The sequence below is a fragment of the Paenibacillus sp. P5_B5 genome, assembly GCF_056400365.1.
In genome coordinates, this window is the sequence record NZ_JBFULK010000017.1 from 12,913 (window position 1) to 35,725 (window position 22,813).

Annotated in this window: 21 protein-coding genes; 9 read left to right on the plus strand and 12 right to left on the minus strand. The window is 41.9% G+C overall.

Annotation, left to right across the window (positions count from 1 at the left end):
• Positions 1-57: 57 nt before the first annotated feature.
• Positions 58-1,821 (plus strand): ABC transporter transmembrane domain-containing protein, encoded by a 1,764-nt coding sequence (locus tag AC1DOK_RS19725; protein WP_477556035.1) that lies wholly within the window; start codon positions 58-60, stop codon positions 1,819-1,821.
• Complete coding sequence (locus AC1DOK_RS19730; protein WP_477556036.1) at positions 1,814-3,613, plus strand: ABC transporter ATP-binding protein; 1,800 nt, start codon at positions 1,814-1,816, stop codon at positions 3,611-3,613. The genes AC1DOK_RS19725 and AC1DOK_RS19730 overlap by 8 nt, the downstream gene beginning before the upstream one ends.
• Before the next feature lie 105 nt (positions 3,614-3,718).
• On the opposite strand, the gene AC1DOK_RS19735 is transcribed toward AC1DOK_RS19730, so the two are convergent.
• The 5 genes from AC1DOK_RS19735 to hppD are packed head-to-tail and all read right to left on the minus strand — an operon-like array spanning position 3,719 to position 9,609.
• Positions 3,719-5,692, minus strand: a complete 1,974-nt coding sequence (locus AC1DOK_RS19735; protein WP_477556037.1) for an AMP-binding protein — start codon at positions 5,690-5,692, stop codon at positions 3,719-3,721.
• Positions 5,693-5,702: 10 nt separating this feature from the next.
• The gene (locus AC1DOK_RS19740; RefSeq protein WP_477556038.1) at positions 5,703-6,860 is read right to left on the minus strand and encodes a homogentisate 1,2-dioxygenase; all 1,158 of its coding nucleotides are present in this window, start codon (positions 6,858-6,860) and stop codon (positions 5,703-5,705) included.
• Between the two features lie 15 nt (positions 6,861-6,875).
• Positions 6,876-7,826 carry a fumarylacetoacetate hydrolase family protein gene (locus AC1DOK_RS19745; RefSeq protein ID WP_477556039.1) on the minus strand — a complete coding sequence of 317 codons (951 nt, stop codon included), beginning with the start codon at positions 7,824-7,826 and terminating at the stop codon, positions 6,876-6,878.
• Between the two features lie 3 nt (positions 7,827-7,829).
• Positions 7,830-8,462 (minus strand): flavin reductase family protein, encoded by a 633-nt coding sequence (locus AC1DOK_RS19750; protein WP_477556040.1) that lies wholly within the window; start codon positions 8,460-8,462, stop codon positions 7,830-7,832.
• A 34-nt stretch (positions 8,463-8,496) separates the two neighbouring features.
• Complete coding sequence (gene hppD, locus AC1DOK_RS19755; RefSeq protein ID WP_477556041.1) at positions 8,497-9,609, minus strand: 4-hydroxyphenylpyruvate dioxygenase; 1,113 nt, start codon at positions 9,607-9,609, stop codon at positions 8,497-8,499.
• A 237-nt stretch (positions 9,610-9,846) separates the two neighbouring features.
• Here hppD and AC1DOK_RS19760 point away from each other — a divergent pair, with 237 nt between their 5' ends.
• Positions 9,847-11,088 carry an MDR family MFS transporter gene (locus AC1DOK_RS19760; protein WP_477556042.1) on the plus strand — a complete coding sequence of 414 codons (1,242 nt, stop codon included), beginning with the start codon at positions 9,847-9,849 and terminating at the stop codon, positions 11,086-11,088.
• 140 nt (positions 11,089-11,228) lie between these two features.
• Positions 11,229-11,828 (plus strand): carbohydrate-binding family 9-like protein, encoded by a 600-nt coding sequence (locus tag AC1DOK_RS19765; protein WP_477556043.1) that lies wholly within the window; start codon positions 11,229-11,231, stop codon positions 11,826-11,828.
• 69 nt (positions 11,829-11,897) lie between these two features.
• Here AC1DOK_RS19765 and AC1DOK_RS19770 read toward each other — a convergent pair whose 3' ends face one another.
• Positions 11,898-13,064: a THUMP domain-containing class I SAM-dependent RNA methyltransferase gene (locus AC1DOK_RS19770; RefSeq protein ID WP_477556044.1), complete on the minus strand. Its 1,167-nt coding sequence runs from the start codon at positions 13,062-13,064 to the stop codon at positions 11,898-11,900.
• 80 nt (positions 13,065-13,144) lie between these two features.
• Here AC1DOK_RS19770 and AC1DOK_RS19775 point away from each other — a divergent pair, with 80 nt between their 5' ends.
• Positions 13,145-13,840: an O-methyltransferase gene (locus AC1DOK_RS19775; RefSeq protein ID WP_477556045.1), complete on the plus strand. Its 696-nt coding sequence runs from the start codon at positions 13,145-13,147 to the stop codon at positions 13,838-13,840.
• Here AC1DOK_RS19775 and AC1DOK_RS19780 read toward each other — a convergent pair.
• Complete coding sequence (locus tag AC1DOK_RS19780; protein WP_477556046.1) at positions 13,817-15,043, minus strand: MFS transporter; 1,227 nt, start codon at positions 15,041-15,043, stop codon at positions 13,817-13,819. The two genes, AC1DOK_RS19775 and AC1DOK_RS19780, sit on opposite strands and share 24 nt — an antisense overlap.
• Positions 15,044-15,230: 187 nt before the next feature.
• Between AC1DOK_RS19780 and AC1DOK_RS19785 the strand changes: the two genes are divergently transcribed.
• From AC1DOK_RS19785 to AC1DOK_RS19795, 3 genes are all read left to right on the plus strand, one after another.
• A complete protein-coding gene (locus AC1DOK_RS19785; RefSeq protein WP_477556047.1) occupies positions 15,231-16,481 on the plus strand; it encodes a CapA family protein in 1,251 nt (416 codons plus the stop codon).
• A 31-nt stretch (positions 16,482-16,512) separates the two neighbouring features.
• The gene (locus AC1DOK_RS19790) at positions 16,513-17,142 is read left to right on the plus strand and encodes a fumarylacetoacetate hydrolase family protein (RefSeq protein ID WP_477556048.1); all 630 of its coding nucleotides are present in this window, start codon (positions 16,513-16,515) and stop codon (positions 17,140-17,142) included.
• A 114-nt stretch (positions 17,143-17,256) separates the two neighbouring features.
• Positions 17,257-18,060, plus strand: coding sequence for a DUF92 domain-containing protein (locus AC1DOK_RS19795; protein WP_477556049.1), 804 nt, complete (start codon positions 17,257-17,259; stop codon positions 18,058-18,060).
• Between the two features lie 145 nt (positions 18,061-18,205).
• Here the strand turns inward: AC1DOK_RS19795 and pepF are convergent, their stop codons facing one another.
• The 4 genes from pepF to AC1DOK_RS19815 form a co-directional block, all read right to left on the minus strand.
• Entirely contained in the window at positions 18,206-19,996 is a 1,791-nt protein-coding gene (gene pepF, locus AC1DOK_RS19800; RefSeq protein WP_477556050.1) for an oligoendopeptidase F, read from the minus strand.
• Between the two features lie 215 nt (positions 19,997-20,211).
• Positions 20,212-20,400 carry a hypothetical protein gene (locus tag AC1DOK_RS19805; RefSeq protein ID WP_477556051.1) on the minus strand — a complete coding sequence of 63 codons (189 nt, stop codon included), beginning with the start codon at positions 20,398-20,400 and terminating at the stop codon, positions 20,212-20,214.
• A gap of 8 nt (positions 20,401-20,408) precedes the next feature.
• Entirely contained in the window at positions 20,409-21,083 is a 675-nt protein-coding gene (locus AC1DOK_RS19810; RefSeq protein ID WP_477556052.1) for a TerC family protein, read from the minus strand.
• 314 nt (positions 21,084-21,397) lie between these two features.
• Positions 21,398-21,631 carry a hypothetical protein gene (locus AC1DOK_RS19815; protein ID WP_477556053.1) on the minus strand — a complete coding sequence of 78 codons (234 nt, stop codon included), beginning with the start codon at positions 21,629-21,631 and terminating at the stop codon, positions 21,398-21,400.
• Positions 21,632-21,813: 182 nt separating this feature from the next.
• Between AC1DOK_RS19815 and AC1DOK_RS19820 the strand changes: the two genes are divergently transcribed.
• Positions 21,814-22,011, plus strand: a complete 198-nt coding sequence (locus AC1DOK_RS19820; RefSeq protein ID WP_477556054.1) for a cold shock domain-containing protein — start codon at positions 21,814-21,816, stop codon at positions 22,009-22,011.
• A 39-nt stretch (positions 22,012-22,050) separates the two neighbouring features.
• Here AC1DOK_RS19820 and AC1DOK_RS19825 read toward each other — a convergent pair whose 3' ends face one another.
• The gene (locus AC1DOK_RS19825) at positions 22,051-22,701 is read right to left on the minus strand and encodes a nitroreductase family protein (RefSeq protein ID WP_477556055.1); all 651 of its coding nucleotides are present in this window, start codon (positions 22,699-22,701) and stop codon (positions 22,051-22,053) included.
• Positions 22,702-22,813: the final 112 nt, after the last annotated feature.

Here is a 22,813-nt window from a genome sequence, read left to right on the forward strand (position 1 = left end):
AGGGGAGATTAAGCTTCCGAAAGTTGAAAGATATAGATAAAAGGTGGGTTTTAAATCATGGCTATTTTTCGAGATTTATGGTGGTTTTTCAAAAAGGAAAAGAGAAGTTACATCGTAGGTGTATTCTTTCTCATGCTCGTTTCAGTAGTTAATCTGATCCCTCCATTTATAATTGGAAAAGTTGTGGATCGCATTCAGAATCAAACACTGACAGCTGCTATCTTGATCGAATGGCTGATACTCATTCTAGTCCTTGCTTGCTTAGCATATGGATTTCGTTATGTATGGCGAATATTTATATTCGGTGCTTCTCTAAGGCTAGCTAGGGAGCTTCGTAATGGATTATATCAACATTTCTCAAGAATGTCGCCGCAATTTTTCCATAAAAGAAGAATTGGAGATTTGATGGCACATAGTACCAACGATGTTCAAGCAGTTGAAGCGACTGCAGGAGATGGCGTATTAACGCTAGTAGATTCTCTAACAGCTGGAGCTTTGGTAACGATCACCATGCTGTTCATCAATTGGCAACTGACACTCATTGTGCTGCTTCCAATGCCCTTTATGGCGCTAGCCACACATATCTATGGGAATATGCTGCATAAACGGTTTCATAAAGCACAAGCGGCTTTCTCTGACCTCAATGATAAGGTGCAGGAGAACGTATCTGGTGTACGAGTGATTAAAGCATTCGGTCAAGAAAAAGCTGAAACTCACTCCTTTCGTAATTTATCCTCAGACGTTGTACACAAGAATGTTGCCGTTGCCAAAATTGATGCTTTATTTGACCCGACGATTTCTTTAATCATTGGTGTCTCGTATATATTAGCGATTGGCTTTGGAGCCATGTACGTTGTGCAGGATAATGGATTTACTTTGGGTGATTTAACGACCTTTACGATCTACTTGGGTCATCTCATTTGGCCAATGCTGGCGTTTGGTATGCTCTTCAACATTATGGAACGAGGAAGAGCTTCTTATGATCGTATTAAGCTAATGCTGGGTGTTAAACCCGAAATTACGGAGCGTGAAGGTGCGAGTGATGAGGTTCCTGAAGGAAATGTGACTTATGATATTCGTAGTTTCCTATATCCTGAGCAAGAACAGCCTACACTCCGGAATGTTCAATTTCAGTTAAACCAGGGGCAAACGCTTGGGATTGTAGGTAAAACAGGCAGTGGTAAAACAACGCTGCTACGAATCCTCATGCGTGAGTTTAATATTAGTGAAGGTGATATTCGGATCGGAGACACGTCTATTAATGACGTAACGCTACATGCACTTCGAGGTGCAATCGGCTATGTGCCTCAGGATCATTTTCTATTCTCAGCGACAATTGCGGAGAATATTGCTTTTGGTAAGCCAGATGCTTCGATTGACGAGATTTATGCTGCAGCTAGATCAGCGTGTATTCATGAGGATATTATGCAATTTACCGAAGGCTATGCAACGATCGTTGGTGAACGTGGTGTTACGCTTTCAGGCGGACAGAAGCAGCGGATCTCAATTGCTCGTGCATTACTCATGAATCCACAGATTCTAATGCTTGACGATGCGCTTTCTGCGGTTGATGCCAAAACTGAAGAATCGATCTTATCTGAGTTGCAATCGAATCGACAGAACAAAACAACGTTCATATCTGCACATAGACTCAGTGCAATCGAGCATGCAGATTTAATTCTTGTCATGGAAGATGGAGAAATTGCCGAAAGAGGCACGCATCAGGAGCTTATGCAAGCCGATAGATGGTATGCCGAAATGTATCGTAAGCAGCAGCTAGAGTCAGATGTAGCGGAAGGGGGCAATCAGCATAATGAGTGATAATCAACATACAGAGAAGCTATCGACCAAGCATACAGTTCGTAGACTAGCTGCCTATATGAAGCCACACCGTGTATCGCTAATTGTTGCCTTTATTGTTCTGGCTCTAGGAACAGCATCGAGTGTAGCCGGTCCTAAACTTATTCAGATTTTCATTGATGACCACTTAACACCACGTAATTTTGATTGGCAGGCTATTGGTATGCTTGGTGGTATTTATTTGGTATTACATTTGCTTTCCGTTGTGTTTACTTATTATCAATTAGTAAGCTTTAACAAAATCGCTTATTGGATCATTCAACAGATTCGAGTGGATGTATTTAGCAAAATTCAGCATTTAGGCCTTAAGTTTTTTGATCGCACTCCAGGGGGAAGCTTAGTATCCCGGATTACGAACGATACGGAATCTATTAAAATGCTGTATGTCAGCGTGTTATCTACTTTTGTGCAAGGAATTGTAATGATTGTTGGTATTATTATCGGAATGTTCTTCCTTAATGCCCAATTAGCTGTGTATTGCTTGTTCTTGCTACCCGTAATTATTACTTTGATGCAAGTTTATCGTAAACTCAGCTCCAAGGTGTTTCATATTTCCCGGGAAAAGTTGAGTCAATTGAATGCCAAGCTGAATGAATCGCTGCAAGGGATGAACATTGTTCAAGCAATGCGCCAAGAAAAGCGATTTCGTGAGTCTTTTGATCAGACAACTAAGGAGCACTATAAAGCCAATTTGAGACAAATCAAGCTGAATGGACTACTTGTTAGACCAGCTGTTGATTTTGTTTACTTGATTGCGATCATGGTTGTGCTTGGTTTCTTTGGATTCGAGTCATTAGTTGGCCCAGTTGAAATTGGGGTACTTTATGCGTTTATCAATTATCTGGAACGATTCTTTGAACCTATTAATATGATGATGTTCCGACTGACTGAATTTCAACAAGCAATTGTATCAGCTGAACGAGTATTTGGCTTAATGGATGAGGAGGAGGTTGCCCCAGCTCAGGCGGGTCAAGACAATCCATCTGTAGTCGAAGGGAAAATTGAGTTTCGTGATGTCAGCTTCTCATATGATGGTCAAACAGATGTTTTACGCAATATTTCATTTGTTGCGAGTCCCGGCGAGACAATTGCGCTTGTGGGTCACACAGGTAGTGGCAAGAGCTCGATTATTAACTTGCAAATGCGTTTTTATTCTGTAGAACGTGGCCAAATTCTGATCGACGATGTGCCGTTACAAGCTTATTCTGATTTGGAGCTACGTACTAAGATTGGGCTTGTACTTCAGGATTCATTCTTATTCGCTGGAGATGTAAAGCAGAATATCAGGTTGCATAACGAGGAAATATCGATTGATGAGATCGAACAGGCTGCTGAATTCGTGCAAGCTGATGCTTTTATTCGTAAGCTGCCTCATCAGTATGATGAGCCTGTTGGTGAAAGAGGCTCAACATTCTCAAGCGGTCAACGCCAGCTCTTATCATTCGCGCGTACGATGGCACGTAATCCCAAAATACTCGTGCTTGATGAAGCAACTGCTAGCATCGATACGGAAACAGAAGAAGCGATTCAAGCAGCGCTGGATAAAATGCGTAAAGGTCGTACAACAATTGCAATTGCTCATAGACTATCGACAATTCAAGATGCAGATCAAATTCTTGTGCTTCACAAAGGTGAGATTGTTGAGAGAGGTAATCATCAATCGCTGCTATCCCAGAAGGGGCTCTACTACCGCATGTATTTGCTTCAGCAGGGTTCTGAGAAACAGTTAACGTCACCTTTAACTTATACGTAAGCGTCCAGATGCTGTAAATAAAATCAGCCTATGCTTTATCTTCGAATTAGCTGTTTAATTTCCTTCAGAAATGAACTGCTATAACGAGGGTGAAGATAGGCTTTTTTATAGTTTTCTGGAGGAAAGCGCTCGAATTGTTTCAAGGATTTCAGGATTCTCCAGCGTGGAAATATCTCCGGGATCAAGGTCAAGATAAGCTGCACGAATCGCTCTTCGAACAACTTTGCCATTCCGTGTTTTGGGCAGCTGATCAATAGGATGTATCGATTTGGGACGAAGGCTTTTACCTAGCCGGCTTTCTACAAAGGCTAGCAATTCGTTCATAAGCTCTATAGTAAACTGCTGGGCAGAATATGAGGGGGTGATGACAACAAGACAGACAGCAACTTCACCTTTGATATCGTCAGGTATGCCAATTGTTGCAGCTTCAAGGACAGCCGTATGCTCGACGAGTGCAGATTCCATTTCTGCAGGTCCAAGTCGTTTGCCAGCTATATTCAGCGTGTCATCTGAGCGCCCACGAATGTACCAGAAGCCAGCATCATCTTTCTCTACCCAATCTCCGTGCACCCACACATCTGTGAAACGTGAGAAATACGTTTGCTCGTATCGCTCTGTATCGTTCCAGAAGCCTGCTGCCATACCAACCCACGGTTGTTTAAGCACAAGCTCCCCAATTCCCTTGTCTATCGACTCTCCTGATTTGTTATAAACATCAGCATCCATTCCAGGTAAAGGACTATTAAAGCCAATTGGTGCGATCGGTTTAAGCAGAATATTCGATAATATACCGCCAGAAATTTCGGTTCCACCAGAATAATTAACGATCGGGATGCACTGATTTCCAACCTGCTCATATAACCAGAGCCACGGATCACGATTCCAAGGTTCTCCCGACGAACCAATCACCCGTAGAGTGGATAAACGATGTTTCTTATGCCAATGATCCCCTAGTCTCATAAGTACACGTATAAGCGTAGGGGAAACGCCTAGATGGGTGATGTGATGCTGTTCAACTAGTTTCCATAAACGATCTGGCTGAGGGTAATCAGGTGCTCCATCGTACAACACCATAGTGGCTCCGTTTAACAAAGCGCCGTATAGCATGAAGGGGCCCATCATCCAACCCATATCGGTTAGCCAGCAAAGAGTATCTCCCTGTTTCACATCCATTCCATAACCGGCATCAAAAGCAGCTTTAATCGGAAATCCGCTGTGGGTATGAATGATACCCTTAGGGGTTCCTGTTGTACCTGATGTATATAGCAGCATAAGAGGATCACTGCTTGTCATAGGTTCTGGCTTAAATGAGTTAACAGGTTGATCGTGACGGATGATCGCAGACCAATTCAGATCTCGATGATCATCCCAAGGAATATCGATAGGAAGACGACGAATCACAATAACATGATCGATTGTTGCACATTGCAAGGCTGCTGCATCAGCTTCAGCTTTCATCAGGATCTGTTTTCCTTTGCGGTAATACCCATCTGCTGTAATGAGAAGCTTCGCCCCAGCAGCATTTAGCCGAGTAGCAATTGTGGAGGCTGCGTAGCCGGAGTAGATGGGGATGGCAATCGCTCCTAATCTCGCTATGGCTAGCATGGCTATGATTGTCTCCGGAAGCATGGGTAAATATATTGCGACTCGATCACCCTTCATAAGACCAAGCGCCTGTAAACCATAAGCTGCACGATCTATTTCATCTGCTAATTGCTTGTAGCTGTAGGTCTCTTGCTCAGCAAGCTCATTCTCCCAAATTATAGCCGGCTGCATACTCATTAGTTCATCTTCTAACCAACGATCTATTGCAGCTTGAGTGATATTAAGTTGACCGCCTACGAACCAATTAGGCCATTTCATACCATGTGATACATCGAGAATCTGGTGATAGGGTATCATCCATGGAATATGCATATCCTGAACAGCTTCATCCCATAACCACGCTATATCTGCTATGGACTTAGCATAGAAAGTATCATAATCCTCATAGCCCAATTTAGACATGAATTGATAAAGCCTCATTTGATTCATCTGATCAGCTATAGAAACTGTGCTGCTTATATTCGAATTAGTCATCGTATCGGCCTCATATCCAGCTATACATATAATCAGGTTCTTCTGTATCCGCTATTTGACGGACGACCTTGAGCGGTTTAAAGGTGTCGATCATTACGGCAAGCTCTGCAGTAGCCTTCTGACCGATGCTGGCTTCAATCTTGCCTTTGTGTGGACCGTGTGGAATGCCGGCAGGGTGAAGGGTGATCGAGCCTTCTTCCACACCTTTGCGACTCATGAAATTACCGTCAACATAATAAAGAACCTCGTCACTATCTACATTGCTATGAAAATAAGGTGCTGGAATGGCTTGTGGGTGATAATCAAAAAGCCTTGGTACAAAAGAACAAATAACAAAATTATGGCCTTCAAAAGTTTGATGTGTTGGAGGTGGCATATGAATGCGACCTGTAATAGGTTCAAAATCTGCAATGTTGAAGATCCATGGATATAAGAAGCCATCCCAACCGACAACGTCTAATGGGTGGTGATTCAACACGATGGCATGCATAGATCCACGAGCCTTTGTGCGTACTTCGAACTCCCCTTGCTCCGTATGAGTTACTAATTGCTCAGGCAAGCGGATATCCCGCTCACAGAAAGGGCTGTTCTCGAGCAACTGTCCATGTTCATTGCGATAACGCTTAGGGGTCGTAATCCAGCTATTCGTTTCAATGACGAGCATGCGAGTATCAACTGAATCCTGATCAGGCACAACTCGGTAAATCGTTCCTATTGGAAGGACAATATAATCACCAGTCCGATAGACGAGTGTACCATACATCGTTTCGACTTGACCTGAGCCTTGGTGTACAAAAAGAACCTCATCTCCATCGCTATTCCGATAGTAATAATCCATTGGGGCAGCTACATTAACGACGCCAATTAATAAATCATCATTTCCCAGAAAATACTGACGATTCGAGACAGCATCACCTGTTGCTACATAACGCTTAGTTTTAAAATGCCGATGTCTTAATGCACTAGTCTCTTCGTATACAGGCAGATAGCTGCCAAGTACAGATGAACTTATGACTTCTGTAGGGGGATAATGATGATACAGAATAGACTGGATGCCAGAGAAGCCTTTGGTGCCCATTACCTGTTCACGGTACAGACTATCATCTGGCTTACGAAACGTTGTATGTCTCTTGTGGGGAATCGTCCCCATACGATGATAAAATGGCATATAATCGTTCGCCTCCTATTTAATTGTATTCCGCAAAATACCTAGGCCTGTTATTTCGAGTTCGATAACATCCCCTGATTGAAGCCAGGGCTGAATAGCTGTGCCTAGCTCAAGAATGCAGCCAGTTCCAACTGTTCCAGATCCGATGACATCTCCTGGATACAGGGTGGTGTCAGCAGATGCACGTTTGATCATCTGACCGAAGCTATAGTAGATGTCTTTAAAGTTACCTTGTGATATTAAATTGCCATTTACTTTGGCTGTCATGATTAGGTTGTATCGATCACCTATTCGATAGGGTTCGAGCTCATCCTTCGTAACTAAATAAGGTCCTAACGAAGTGGCAAAGTCCTTTCCTTTGGCTGGTCCGAGTCCAACCTTAACCTCTTGTCGTTGTAGATCACGAGCACTCCAATCGTTCATGATGCAGTAGCCTGCGATATAATCATCAGTCTTGTCCGCAGCAATATTGCGCCCTTGTTTGCCGATGATACAAGCTATTTCTAGCTCATAATCTAATTCGTGGCATAATGAGGGACATTCAATTAATCGATCGGGTCCAATAATAGCTTGATGATTGGAATAATAAAAAACAGGGAACTCATACCACTGATTCACCATCTCGAGTCCTCTTTGCCGTCTACAGGTCAGGGCATGCTGCTCGAATGCATAGAAGTCCCGAAGACTTGAGGGTCTTGGTAAGGGGGCAAGAAGAATCACATCTGCTAATGGATAAGCTTTATATGCTTGGAATAATAGTTCCCACTTATTTGGATCCTTAAGATGGAGCAAATAATGTTCATAATGTCGTGCAATTGGCATGCAATATTCATACTCATTCAGGAAATCAGTCATTAGTGAAGGTAGTTTACCCTCACTAATGGCCTCTAGATCGATAACGATATTCTCAAGAAGGAAACCTATTCTTGTACGTTTATTTAATGCTTCAAAGGTAATTAACTTCATGGATTACCTCTTCATTTCCCCAGGGAATTTTTTGCGTTCAAGTACGAAGGTATCACTTGAGGCACGAGTGAACACAGCGCCTGCCATACGTCCGATTGGCTGTAGCTTCGAAATATCAATTTTGCCATCCTCATATAGGTCATCATCGACATGAATGAGAACAACACGACCAATTACAAGGCTTCCAGAGCCTGGATGTTGTCCGAACTCAAGTATTTGTTCTAATACACATTCGAATTGAATGGCACATTCTTCAACAAGTGGAGGCTTGACGATGCGGGAAGAACGCTTAGTTAGACCGACTGCGTCGAATTCATCTACCTCGGAGCTAAATTCGATCGCGCTGTCATTCATAGGGATAGCAACTCTTTCCCCAACGATGTTGATGACAAATTCGCGTGTTTGCATAATATTGTTAAGCGTATCTTTGATGGCGCCATCTGACCCTCTTCGCATAGGAGAGAAACAGACCATCATCGGATCAGGGCAGATGGCGGTAAAAAAGCTGAAGGGTGCAAGGTTAGCTACTCCCTGATCATCAATAGTAGAGACGAACGCGATTGGCCTAGGTACGATTGATCCAATCATTAATTTATAGGCATCCTGCCATTGTAGCGAGCCTGGTTCAACCTGCATGTAGATCACGTTCCTTTGTGAAATGAATTATATTCTATAAATTTCCTCGTCTGGCTTGTTCTCGTTCAATGGATTCGAATAATGCTTTGAAATTCCCATCCCCGAATCCGACTGCTCCTTTGCGCTGAATAATCTCAAAAAATAAAGTAGGGCGGTCTACTAGTGGTTTGGTGAATATTTGTAGTAAATAACCATCATCATCACGATCGACCAATATTCCAAGCTCACCAATTTTATCAAGCTCCTCGTCAATCACACCGACACGATCTGGTAGCATTTCATAATAGCTATGTGGTGTCGCAAGAAATTCAATGCCATTGTTTTTGAGAGCAATAACAGTAGCAATAATATCGTTCGTGATGAGAGCGATATGTTGAACACCAGGTCCTTTATAATAATCAAGATATTCCTGAATTTGTGATTTACGCTTACCAGTTGCCGGTTCATTAATCGGAAATTTAATTCTGCCACCGTTATGCATGACTTTGGACATGAGTGCAGAGTATTCCGTCGAAATATCTTTATCATCAAAATGAATCATTTGCTTAAAGCCCATTACATTCTCATAATAGGACACCCATTCTTCCATATGCTCAACATTACCTACAACATGATCGATCCCAATAATGCCTGTGTTCTCGAATTTGACTTCAGCAGTAATTGGCTCGAAGCCTGGAGCAAATACACCTGTATACTGGCTACGATCAATTAGTGTGTGAACCGTATCACCGTAGGTACCTATAATTGCCTTTGTCACTGAACCGAACTGATCGGTATACACAGTCGGCTCCATAATTGGAATGGCACCTCGCGAAATACCTTCGTTATAGGTCTTTAAGACATCATCGACACTAAGTGCAATATCCTTAACGCCATCTCCATGTTCTCTGATAAAAGTAGAGGCAGGATGATGATTGAGTAGAGCACCACTAATGATAAATCGTGTTTTATTTTGCTCGAGAACATAAGATACATGATCCTTGACCCCAGTTTCGAGACCACTATAAGCGATAAGCTGGAAACCAAAAGCTCTACAGAAGAAATAAGCGGTTTGCTTTGCATTACCTACATAGAACTCGACGTAATCAACCTCTTTGACGGGGAAAAAATCAACTGTATTCGTATCGTGAGTTACTTGAACCTTCATCGTAACGCCTCCAAAATTCACAAATTTGTAATAATATTAATTATATTCCAATGGTTAATTAATTTACAAATACTTACATTAATGCTCCAAGGCTGTTATGCAATGGTCCTTCAATGTGACAGAGAATTGAGATAAATGTATTTGAAATATATTGAAAATAATTGCAATCGGAGTATAATGGCGTCTATATCTACAAAAGGGTGAATGTTCAAGGTAACATTTACGAGGGGAGGCTATATGCGGTTATTTCGAGTTTTTCGTGATTTTTCTTCTTTTCATCCGATTGTGTATAGCTTAGTAATTGGGGTTGTACTTGCCAGAACAGCTACTTCGATGAGTATGCCATTTCTGGCACTTTATTTAAGCCAAACGACTCAAATGTCAGCCATGGAAATCGGAATTGTCATTGGAGTGGGTTCGTTAGCATCTACATTTGGTGGATTTATTGGAGGGAATTTATCCGATCGCTTTGGACGAAGGGTCATTATGTTCATTGCATTGTTCGCTTGGAGCGGGGTATTTATTCTATTTGCAGTTGTCCATCATCCCTTGTTATTCATGTTGCTTAATATTCTAAATGGCTTATGTCGATCCTTCTTTGAGCCAGTTTCCCAAGCGTTAATGGCAGACGTGACTCCTCCCGAGAAACGTATGAAAATGTTCTCCTTACGCTACTTGGCTGCTAATCTAGGGGTAGCAATTGGTCCACTAATCGGCGCATATTTTGGCTTAAGTGCAGGTGCCAATGCCTTTTTCATCACAGGTATTATTTATTTCATTTATTCGATCAGTTTATATGCTGTACTCCAATATTTTGGAATTAAAAAGATTGAAGGCAAAAAGAATGAGGAAGTCAAGCTTGTTGATGCCTTTCGAATCATTCTTAGGGATAGAGCACTCCGCTTATTTATTGTTGGGGGAATCATCGTAGCGATTGGTTATTCACAAATGATTGTGACGCTTTCACAATATTTACAAGGAAGCTTTCCGGATGGTGTTACCTTATTTGCGATATTAATGAGTGTAAATGCAATTACGGTTATCGCCTTGCAAGTCCCGCTGTCTATTCTGGTTGAACGTAAGTCACCCTTATTTAGTATTCACTTTGGTAATATTCTATTTGCCTTAGGCTTTATCGGATTTGCGATATCAGATAGTTGGTTTGCTTGGATCCTATCGATGGTTATATTCACACTTGGTGAAATCATGAATTACCCTGCTGGCAGTATGTTAATGGATCGACTGGCTCCAGAGCATTTAAGAGGCACGTATTTTGGTGCTCAGTCCTTTAATTCATTGGGACAATTTATTGGACCTACGGTTGGGGGATTGATCCTAACAGCATACAGTGGTTCAGTGTTATTTATTATCATGGCGTGTGTTTCTCTACTTGCAAGCTTCTGGTATAGAGCAGGTGGTAAGGTATTTGATAAACGCGCAGCACAGGCAGGTCGTAAGACACTGACAGAGAGTCAATAACAGATCAATAGAATAACTGATCAATAACTGATCAATAACAGATCAATAACAGATCAATAACAGATCAATATCATAGAAAAGAGATGATTCTGGTGTTACCACCCCTACCTATTTATAACTGTCAGCTTCAGGAGCAGGTTGTGTCGAGAGTCGAAGATGAGGAGCTATGGAAGGAAGCTAAATCAATTCACTTAGTGGATACGCAATCAGGCGGCTCCCCAAGCCTAATGACTACTGTACGGGCATTCTGGACATCAACTGCTTTATTAATCCGATTTGATTGTGAAGATGATCGAATTGTCGCTACGATGACGGAGCATGATGATCCGATCTACAATGAAGATGTTGTGGAAGTGTTTATTAGCGAGACATGTGCCCTAGATACATACAAAGAGTTCGAATTAAGTCCCCTTAATGTTCAATTTGATGCAATTATACATAATGATCTTCATACGCAGAAAACAGTTAATACAAGCTGGAATGCCGAAGGATGGCTAACTAACGTTATGCCTTCGAATGAGGATCGCAAGTACTGGAGTTATTATTGGCAAATCCCATTCAGTAATTTTAGAGGTGGTACTCCTTCTTTGAAGGATGAATGGCTCATTAACTTTTACCGAATTGACAGAGGTGAGCAGGAATCATCCGATCAATACATGGCATGGTCACCAACGGGTGCTTACAACTTTCATATTCCACAGAGGTTTGGACGTATTAGATTTATTGATGGTTTAATCTAACAAAAGATAGGGACTATCCATAAGTCATCGTTCGACTTAAAGGATAGTCCCTGTTTCGTGCAATTTATTCTAAAAATCAGTAGTAAAGTTAGGATTCTGCCAATCACGAGGCGGAAGTGGTCCTAAGAATTGAGCTAGATTACACTCAATACGGCCGTTATAAAGCTTACGATTCTTGTCCGTTTTGCGATCCATGAGCTTCTCAAGCTGCTTTGCCGGGCTGAATACGAATACGCTCCAAGTCGGTAGACCGCGAGCAAGTAAGCCAAGATGGCGTAGCACACGTTCAGCATCGCCTATATCACCAAGTCGTTCGCCGTATGGCGGGTTGGTGATCAGGCAGCCATAGTCGCCGCGGGGGCGAGCCTGAGCTACGGACTCAACGCGGAAGCGGAGCTCCTTCGCAAGTCCTGCCGCTTTAGCGGCGGCAAGGGCAACATCGATCGCATAAGGATCGATGTCGGAGCCGACGATGTCCAGTGGCTGATCGTCTTGAACCAAGTCGTACGCTTCTTCACGCGCTTGCTCCCATAGTGACGTTGGCACCGCGTCCCACTCTTCTGCATCGAAGCTACGACGTAGACCTGGAGCGATGTTCCATGCGATCATCGCTGCTTCAATCGGTATTGTTCCACTACCGCAGAACGGATCGAATAACGGGCGTTCCGCACGCCAGCGCGATAGTAGTACAATAGCTGCTGCCATTGTTTCTTTCATTGGTGCTTCTGTCACGAGCTTGCGATAGCCGCGCTTATGAAGACTAGCTCCAGTAGTATCAAGTGTTAGTGTGGCAATGTCATTCAGAAGTGCCACTTCAATTACATAACGGGCGCCTGTTTCATCGAACCATTCTGTACCGTAGGTACCCTTCATTTTCTCAACAATAGCTTTCTTCACAATCCCTTGACATGCAGGGACAGACGAAAGCTGTGATTTGTGTGATCGACCATTCACGGGGAATTCAGCATCTTCAGGAATCCAGTCTGGCCATGGTAAAGCTTTCGTTCCCTCAAACAGTTCATCGAACGTCGTTGCTTTGAACTGTCCCATTTTGATCAGAATACGATCTGCTGTACGTAGCCATAGATTGGCTCTGCAAATCGCTAATTCATCTCCCATGAATGTAACTCTTCCGTTCTCAACGGTAACCTCGTCATAGCCTAGATCGCGAATTTCTCGTGCGACGATGGCTTCTAGCCCCATAGGTGAAGTAGCAATTAGTTCTATTTGTGTCACGGAGTATATCGTCCTTTCTTGTACATCTCACGCAAAAACCATACAATACATTTATTGAACAATCAAGGAGGATGTCAATTATGCAAGACAATCTTGAACATCAACACCCTACTTTATCTGAAAATTTAACACCAGAGTCTTACTTAGCAGGTTTATATGAACCTGATCGAGATTTACTTAATGTACAAGCCAGTCTTGCTGAACATAATCTTCCCCAAATATCAGTTGATCCAGCGTATGGGAAGCTCTTAACGCTTCTTATCAACATATCAGGAAGTCATACTGCACTCGAAATCGGCGCGTTAGGTGGCTATAGTGGTATATGCTTAGCACGCGGCTTAACAGTAAGTAATTCGAAGTGGGATTCTGTGACGAGTAAGCTCGTTTCACTTGAGATTCGTCAGGATTTTGCTGATTTGGCTGCACGTAATATACATGAAGCAGGTTTTGGTGACATTGTGGAATATCGTGTGGGGCCCGCATTAGATAGCTTAGCTCAATTAGCAAGTGAAGGCCGTACGTTTGATTTCTTTTTTATCGATGCTGACAAAATTAACTATCCAAACTACTTAGAGTGGGCAATAAAACTAGCCAATACTGGTGCGATTATCGTCGGAGATAATCTACTTATGCGCGGTCGTACAATCGATCCTGAGGTGAATAAGAAAGCAGTTGAAGCTATGCGTGACTTTAATCGTCAGTTTGCTTCAGACCCGCGCCTTGAGAGTGCGATGATACCTTCATTTGATGGGTTAGCTATCGCGAGAGTTAAGTGATGCTGCTCTAGAGCGGACTAGTGTAAAATAGGCCCATACAGCATTCAATAATAGCATAACGGTTGTGAAGTAGAATACACCTCTGATTCCACCAAGATAGCCAGATATAATACCGCCAAACACGGGGCCAATCATGTTTCCGAAGGAAAGTGCGCTTGCATTGAACGAATACGAGCGGCTTTCCATACCGTTTGGTGTATATTTACGAATCAAAGAGTTTACAGTTGGCAATAGACCACCTAAGAATATACCGAGGAAGAATCTTGCTGCAAAGAGCTGCCATACATTGTGTACGAGTGCTTGAGGGATGAAGGATAAACCAGCCCCAATTAACGAGAAGAACAAAATCTTCTCTGAGCCAATCCGGTCTGACCATTTCCCAAGAAGCGGAGAGGCAATCATGTTAGAGAAACCGGTGATTGATGAGACAAAGCCTGCAAGAAAGGCTAAATTCTCTGTCCGTCCATTAAGTAGTTCAGCCACGAATAATGGCATGAGTGGTAGCGAGCTTTGCATAGCGAACTGAATTAATAAGGTTACAGCATAAAGTGAAGGTAATTGCTTGATATGCTTTAAGTCCAGCCAAGCTTGTTTAAGTGATACTTTAGGTTTCTTCGCTGCTTCCTTCACGTCAAATTTCTCTTTGACAAATATCCATGATAATGTCGTTCCGATCACAAGTAACGTACCGGTTATGTAAAAAATACTGCGAAATCCAACGGCATCTGCAAGTAGTCCACCGATAAATGGCCCAAGAATGGAGCCTGCAACTGCACCTGACTGCAAAGTTCCAAGGGCGAAGCCCATTTTCTCTCTAGGTGTATTTGTCGACATCAAAGCAACAGCTGCTGGCATGTAGCCGGAAATAACACCGTTTAATAAGCGCAAGCCAAGTAACTGCCAAGCACTCGTGGCAAATCCCATTAAGACCATTACAATAGCCATGCCAAATCCAGAGCGCAGCAGCATCATTTTACGTCCGTAACGGTCAGCTACGCCGCCCCATATGGGTTGAAAGATAAATGCAGTGACAAAATTTCCTGCAAAAATGATTCCTGCCCATGTCGAAACCTGATGTAAATCGGTCATACCTAAATCTTGCTGCAAATATAAAGGTAAGAAGGGGACGATCATCGTCATGCCGCTCATAACCATAAATTGCCCGAACCAGAGTACACCTAGATTGATTTTCCAACGCTCCATAGACGATTCCTCTTTTCCTGCTTCGAAATGAATTAGAATTGAAAAGAATATCCTATCGTGTAAGTCATCCCTTTATTATAACACAAAAAAGTTAATTTACTGCTTACATAAAGTAGGTCTTCACTAAATCAATTGTAATCTAGCGAATGGTTTAATATAATTTACTTAATATAGAAGAAATGAGGTTATGCATTTGGAGCCCAGATCGAATAGACGGCGAAAGCCTCCGAAAGCCAAGAAATCGGGCATCCTGTTTTTTTCTATATCCATTCCGATTGTCCTTGTTCTAGTCGCTCTTTTCGTGTGGAAATGGAATGGAGATATGGGATCGCAGAATGGTGAACAGAACAATCAAGCAAGTGGCGGGATCGTATCAGCTTCCCCCACTCCTAAACCCTCAGGTGAGCCAGTTACGCCTTCACCAAAGCCGAAGTCTACACCAACATCGTCCCCTGTAATTGAGCATCAAGCACAAGACAAGGGAAATGGATCAGTTACAATGACATTTGTTGGTGATGTCATGATGTCCGATAAGGTCGAGGGGATCTTGAAGGAGCAAGGGTATGATTATCCGTATACCCATGTCAAATCGTTTTTTGAGCAGGCGGATTTATCGATTGCGAACTTGGAGACACCTATAACGAAGAATGGCACGAAGCAGATCAAAGAATACTCATACCAATCATCTCCAGAAGCACTACCACCACTTGCTGCCGCAGGTATTGATCTTGTGAATCTTGCTAATAACCATTCCATGGATCGTGGACCTGATGGGCTATTAGACACTCTAAAACACTTAGATGACGCAGCAATAGCTCATGTAGGTGCAGGTAAGAATATCGAAGAGGCTTATCAACCCGTGATTATGGAGAAGAATGGCATGAAGTTAGCTTTTCTTGGTCTTTCACATGTTATTCCTGAAGCAAGCTGGAAGGCTACCAAGAATGGACCTGGACTCACACAAGTGTATAACCCAACTGATGCTGAGAAAGCAATTGCTAATGCAAAGCAGGAAGCAGATGTCGTTATTGTTATTGCGCATTGGGGTATAGAACGTGAGGATATGCGGAGCAAGGAACAGAAAAATCTGGCCATGCGCTTTATCGATGCCGGAGCAGATTTGATCGTTGGCAGTCACCCTCATGTACTTCAGGGCTTCGAGCAATACAAAGGAAAGTGGATTGCTTATTCATTAGGTAATTTTATATTTAGCACAAATGAATATCCGAAGACATTAGAGACGGCTATTCTGCAAGTAACCATGACCAAAGACGGGAATAGCGAGATCAATATTGTACCGGTTCTAACGCAATACGCATTGCCTAAACCGATGATTGGCAATAAGGCGGATGAATTATTAAAACGAATTTCATCCATATCAATCGGCGCGAAAGTAGAACTACTAGGAGATGGAACAGGTAAGGTTACGACTAAATAATCTAATTTATACATCAAGGTGGTAGAGTGAGATGAATAACGATATAAGGAACATATATTGTGTTGGACGTAACTATGCCTTACATGCAGCAGAGCTTGGTAATGTCGTTCCCAAAGAGCCAATGATTTTCATGAAACCAACGCACGCTATTACGTATATGAATGGTGAGGTTGTGACTTTGCCAGGTCAAGTTGGGGAAGTGCATTACGAAGGTGAGCTAGTCATTAGAGTTGGTCAATCTTATACACCAGGAGTACAAGTGGATGAACTGATTGATGGCATCGCACTTGGTGTTGATCTTACACTGCGAGATGTACAGACTGATCTGAAGAAGAAAGGACATCCTTGGACTAAAGCTAAGGGCTTTCTGAACTCTGCTTTGCTTACATCGTTTGTTCCGAATCCTGGGATGAAGGCAATTGAGTCTACGGACTTTACACTTCTTATCAATGATCAGATTGTACAGCGAGGTAATGTGCAGGACATGATATTTAACCTTCAGGTTCTTGTTGATTATATTGCTGCCAAATATGGGCTTGGTGAGGGAGACATTATTTACACAGGTACTCCTGCTGGCGTAGGCGCGATTAATCACGGGGATGCGATCAGCTTGCAATGGGATAATCAAGAAGTAGGCAGATCTATCATTGAGTTGGCGTAATTAATACCAAATACATACGAATCAATTTCATAATACCTTTAGCTGCTTCCTAAACCACTGTACAAGTGGAGGTGGAAGCTTTTTTAAACAACATAAGAGGAGAACCTGAAATTAATGAATGAATGGTTAATTGGATTTATAGGCAGTCTCTTGATTGCAGGTGCGGCATATAGGAAGCGATCGCTAACAATTAGTGGTGCGATTGGGGCAGTGTTGTTAGGTACGATTATGTTTGCAACAGGGTCAATTGCTTGGTATGGCACGCTAATTGCCTTTTTTGTATCTTCAACATTACTGACGAAGGTTAAGCAGCGAAGGAAAGCTGAGGCTGAAAGCGGCTATGCGAAGAGTGGTAACCGAGATATGGGACAGGTTGCAGCTAATGGAGGGATTGCTCTACTTTTATGTGTTCTAAGTGCCATTTGGACAGATCCGTTGTGGTGGATCGCGTTTGTTGGTGTTATGGCTGCCGTAACAGCGGATACTTGGGCGACAGAAATCGGGAGTCTAAGTCGCAGCATGCCACGATCCATTGTCAATGGTCGCAAGGTATCTCCTGGTACATCAGGTGGGGTTACGCTACTTGGACTTGCTGCATCAGCTTCAGGAGGATTATTTATTGGTGCTGTGTCCTGGTTGTTTGTTCAAATGGGGATAAATATGGAGATTGGACTTGTCACGGTATTAATGGTTGGTCTAGTCGGTGGACTAATCGGCTCAATAGCTGATTCATGGATTGGAGCCGTATGGCAAGTCATGTATCGCTGCCGTGTGTGCGCCAAAGAGGTTGAGAAAACAATCCATTGTGATCAACCTGCTATTCAGGTTCGTGGGGTTCAGTGGCTGAATAATGATGCAGTTAATATACTAGCATCTATTCTTGGAGGACTTGCTGCGGTAGGAGTCGGTCTGTTATAACTACCGTGGCGGGTGAAAAACTCATACCGTGATTTGATTGTAGTTCTGCCTTGTTTAACACAGAATATAACTTTAGACTACAAAGGGGATGTCCTCACGTCATATGTATGACGCTTAGGACATCCCCTTTGGTATGTGTAGCTTGTTATTTAGTTAGCTCTTCGATCTGATCCAGAATAGAGGAGAAGACACTCATCGCTTGTTTAATCGGTTCAGGTGTGGACATGTCGACACCCGCGCGTTTAAGAATATTGATGGAATAGTCGCTGCCGCCGCTTTTGAGGAAGCCAAGGTAACGCTCTACTGCAGGCTGGCCTTCATCAAGGATTTGCTTGGCGAAGCTCGTTGCAGCGGAGAATCCAGTTGCATATTTATAGACGTAGAAGGAGTTGTAGAAGTGAGGAATACGTGCCCACTCCATTTCAATATCTTGATCTACAGTCATTTCTTTACCATGATATTGTAAGTTAAGATCATAATAAATTTGGCTGAAATCTTGTGCTGTTAGCGATTCCCCTTGTTCTACTTTATGATGTGTGATCATTTCGAATTCGGCAAACATCGTTTGACGGAAGACCGTTGTACGGAACTGATCTGCATAATAAGTTAACAGATATAGTTTTTCCTTAGGATCAGTTGTTCTCTCAAGCAGATAATCCATAAGCAGTGCTTCATTGAGAGTAGAAGCCACTTCAGCTAGGAAAATCGTGTATTGAGCATCCCTATAAGGGTTGTTCTCATCTGACAAGTAGGAATGGATAGCATGACCCATTTCATGTGCAAGCGTGAACATGGAATTCAAATTATCCTTGTGATTAAGCAGTACGTATGGATGTGTACCATATGCTCCCCAGCTGTAAGCGCCGCTGCGTTTATTTTGATTCTCATAGATGTCAATCCAACCTTTAGAATAGCCATCTTCAAGAATTCTGAGATAGTTATCACCAAGTGGCTTAAGACTATCCTTAACCATTACTTTTGCCTGATCGTATGTAATATCCATGTCGAATTGTTCTACCAAAGGTGTAAACAAATCGTACATATGCAATTCATCTACTTTAAGCAGTTTCTTACGCAAGTTCATATACTTATGTAGGAGCGGTAGTGATTCATGGATGGTATCCACTAAATTCGTATACACTTCTTTATTGATATTGTCTCCATAAAGAGACATTTCGAGAACTGATGGGTATTTACGAGCTTTGGAGTAGAATTGATTTTTGGTTATGTTAGCACTTAGTGTTGCAGCAAGCGTGTTTTTCTGTTTGGCATAGGTTGCATACATCGCTTTGAACGCTTCTCTACGAACTTCTGGATTGCGGCTCTCAAGAAATTGAATATAAGAACCGTGCGTCATTTCTACTTCTTCACCTTTGTCATTCTTAACTTTAGGGAACTTCATGTCAGCATTGTTAATCATCGCAAAAATAGTATCAGGGGCACTTGTTACATTACCAGCCATTGCGAGTAAGGATTCTTCTGATTTTGTTAAGACATGTGGTTTTTGACGAATCATATCCTCTAAGGTTTTGCGATACAAGAGTAAGCTTGGTTCATTAACTAATGTTTGGAGCTGTTCATCTGATAAAGCTAAAATTTCTGGCGAAATGAAAGATAGGCTCTCATTTACTTCTACACTTAATTTGCGAGCCTTTTCAGATAATGCTTGATAGGTAGGGTCTGCCATGTCTTCATGATGCTTCATATTGGCATAAACATATAATCTTTCGGTATGCAAAGAAATCTCATCTTCTAGTTCAAAACATTTCTTAATTGCATCTGCATTACTCAATTTACCTTGAAATGCGCTGATTTTTGCAAGATTTTCTTTTACCTCTTTGTTCTCTTTGTCCCAAGCTGCTTGATTCTCAAGCAGGTCCGTCAGCTTCCAACGGTTTTCGACTGGAACGTCTTTACGTGAAGGAATTTGTGTCATGGGAGCCCTCCTATGAATCGAATTTAAATGATTTTGAGCTTGCGATTGAAGGGGCATCGCGGTCTGAGCAATTATGCTCATAAGCAATGCCGATACTAGTAATCGCATGTAGATCACACTCCTAGGTTCTTACAATTCTCACCTAGTATGACCGACTCTTTCCTTCATTATAACGAAGTCAGAAATGTATAGCTAGCGGAGTGCTTGGCTACCTTTCAACTTGCCGATGCAAAGTTAAAGAAGCTAAAGAGGATAAGACCAAAGGATACAATAATGAGGACAAGTGAAAATATTGCTAATGGACGTTTGAACTTAACTGGTAAAGAATCTTTCTTAAGAATGATGATGAGTGCAAGTACGAATGAAATGATAATAAACGTAAGCACTGAATCAGCAATTGGCATATGTACAATCAGCTCCCTTGGGGTTTAGCCTTTGGTGCGTTAATTCTACCTAATACTAGCACAGCTAATATTATAATCGCCATTACTGAATATTTGAGAACGGGATTGTTTTCAAAAAATTTATGAATAAATGGTTCATCCATGATCATTTTTGAAGCTGTAAAAGCAAGAACTGCTGAACCAGCATAGATAATGACTGGATAACGATCAATCAGTTTAATGAAGAGGGTACTTCCCCATACCACGATTGGTACTGTAATTAACAATCCGATAATGACAAGTCCAATATGACTTTCAGCGGCACCTGCAACAGCAATTACATTATCAAAACCCATTGCGGCATCTGCCACAATAATAGTACCAACTGCTGCTCCGACTGTATTCTTAGCTGCAATGTCATGTTCTTTCTTATCTACAAGTAATTTGTACGCAATCCATATGAGCATTAAACCACCTAGTAGTAACAGTCCAGGTATCTTCAATAAGAAAGTAACGGCGACTGTGGCCACAATCCGAATACCAATCGCACCTACTGTCCCCCACAAAACAACCTTCTTCTGTAATTCCTTCGGTACGTTTCTTGCTGCAAGTCCAATGACAATTGCATTGTCCCCAGCTAGGACAAGATCAATCATAATAATTGATAATAATGCGGTAAAAAATTCTGCTGAAAACCATTCCATACTGTTGTCCACTCCCTTTTTTTTGATATTAGTCTTGCTTACAATCGGTTCAAATATTACCCGAAACTGTGTCGGGGAATTCTTTCCATTCAGGCTCTGACAAGGTTTTTGTAAGTTTTTGTGTACACAAAAAGACCTTTGCCTGAATAGAATATCGAGGCAAAGGTCTTGCTAACAACGTAAATGTTGCCGATGAAGCCGGAGTGCATGCACTCGTATTGACGACTTTATCGTATTAAGCTACTCCCCTTTGGAGAACCATATGTTGAATCTTTAATCAGAATTATATATTCAGGATACAACCTATGTCAAGATTATACTTGTTCAAATGAACTAATAATTTGAAGACGTTCTTCTTCGGTACCCTCAAAATTCTCACTGCTAAATCGTTCATTTGCCCATTGCATTAATCCAGGACGGCTCAGAAAAGTATGTGTATCTTCACCCCATTGGTCCGAAATAACTCTAGCGATATATCTCGTTCCATTGACTTCAACTGTTAGCATATTCCAATTATCTTGTTTGTAGATGACATGTTTTTTAATCATTGCTGATGACTCCGTTTCATTCACATTTTGGATCATCATATCGCACTAGCCTTATGTTTGCAAGAAATACAAATCGTGATGAGCAGAATAAAATGAAAATTTCAGCCTACTCTCTGATCATTGTATAGCATAATTGCGATGATATAATTAGGTTATTCCAATCTTTACGGGAGGTAGTTCATTTGAAAGGGAAAGTGAAATGGTTTAATGCAGAAAAGGGCTATGGGTTCATTCAGGTAGAAGGTGGCGAAGATGTGTTTGTTCACTATTCTGCGATTCAAACAGAAGGTTTCAAAACCTTAGACGAAGGTCAGGAAGTTGAGTTTGAAATTATACAAGGTAACCGTGGACCTCAAGCAGCCAATGTTATTCGGATATAGGATAAAAGTAAACGAGCCGCGCTTAGCGGCTCGTCTTGTTTATTCGATGATTTCTAGGATCTCGTCAATGTCTTTACGAGGTAGTTTATTAGGGTGGTCAGCTGTCGGGTGTCCTAAAGCAATGACCATGTTGATTTGACATTCTTCTGGTATATGTAGATATTCACGGATCTGATTTTGCGCGAGAAGGACAGGACCTGTCATGGGACAAGTAGCTAAGCCTTTTGCATGTGCAGCGAGCATCAGGTTCTGCGCAGCAAGGCATGAACTTTTGATTCCTTCTTCTTCCCAAACAGCTTGTTCGACTAAGTTGATTGGATCGAATATTTTTTCGCGAAACTTGGAATTATATGGAGTCGCTAGGCAAATAATGAGCGCGGGAGCTTTTGCAAATGCAGTTGCATAAGGACCAAACGATTTATTTAACAGCTTTGCTTCTCTTACTAAACCTTTATTCTCGGCTTCAGCCGCCTTAGCGTTTAACTGATCCCATGTTAATTGTTCAATATGCTTGATTTTATCACTGTTAATTACAGCGATAAACTTCCATGTCTGTGAATTGGTATCACTAGGGGCGTATCTGGCACAATCAATTATCTCTTGAATATCCGCTACGGATACTTTTTCGTCAGTGAATTTGCGGATAGAGCGTCTACCTAGGATAATTTCTTTAAACTTAGCATAGTCCATTAATAAGTACCTACTTTCCGTATAATCGATGTATTAATTATATGACACTTCCTAGTTTCTGCAAAGATTACAATAACTCTCACCTTATCCAGTTAGATCTTAACATGCATAC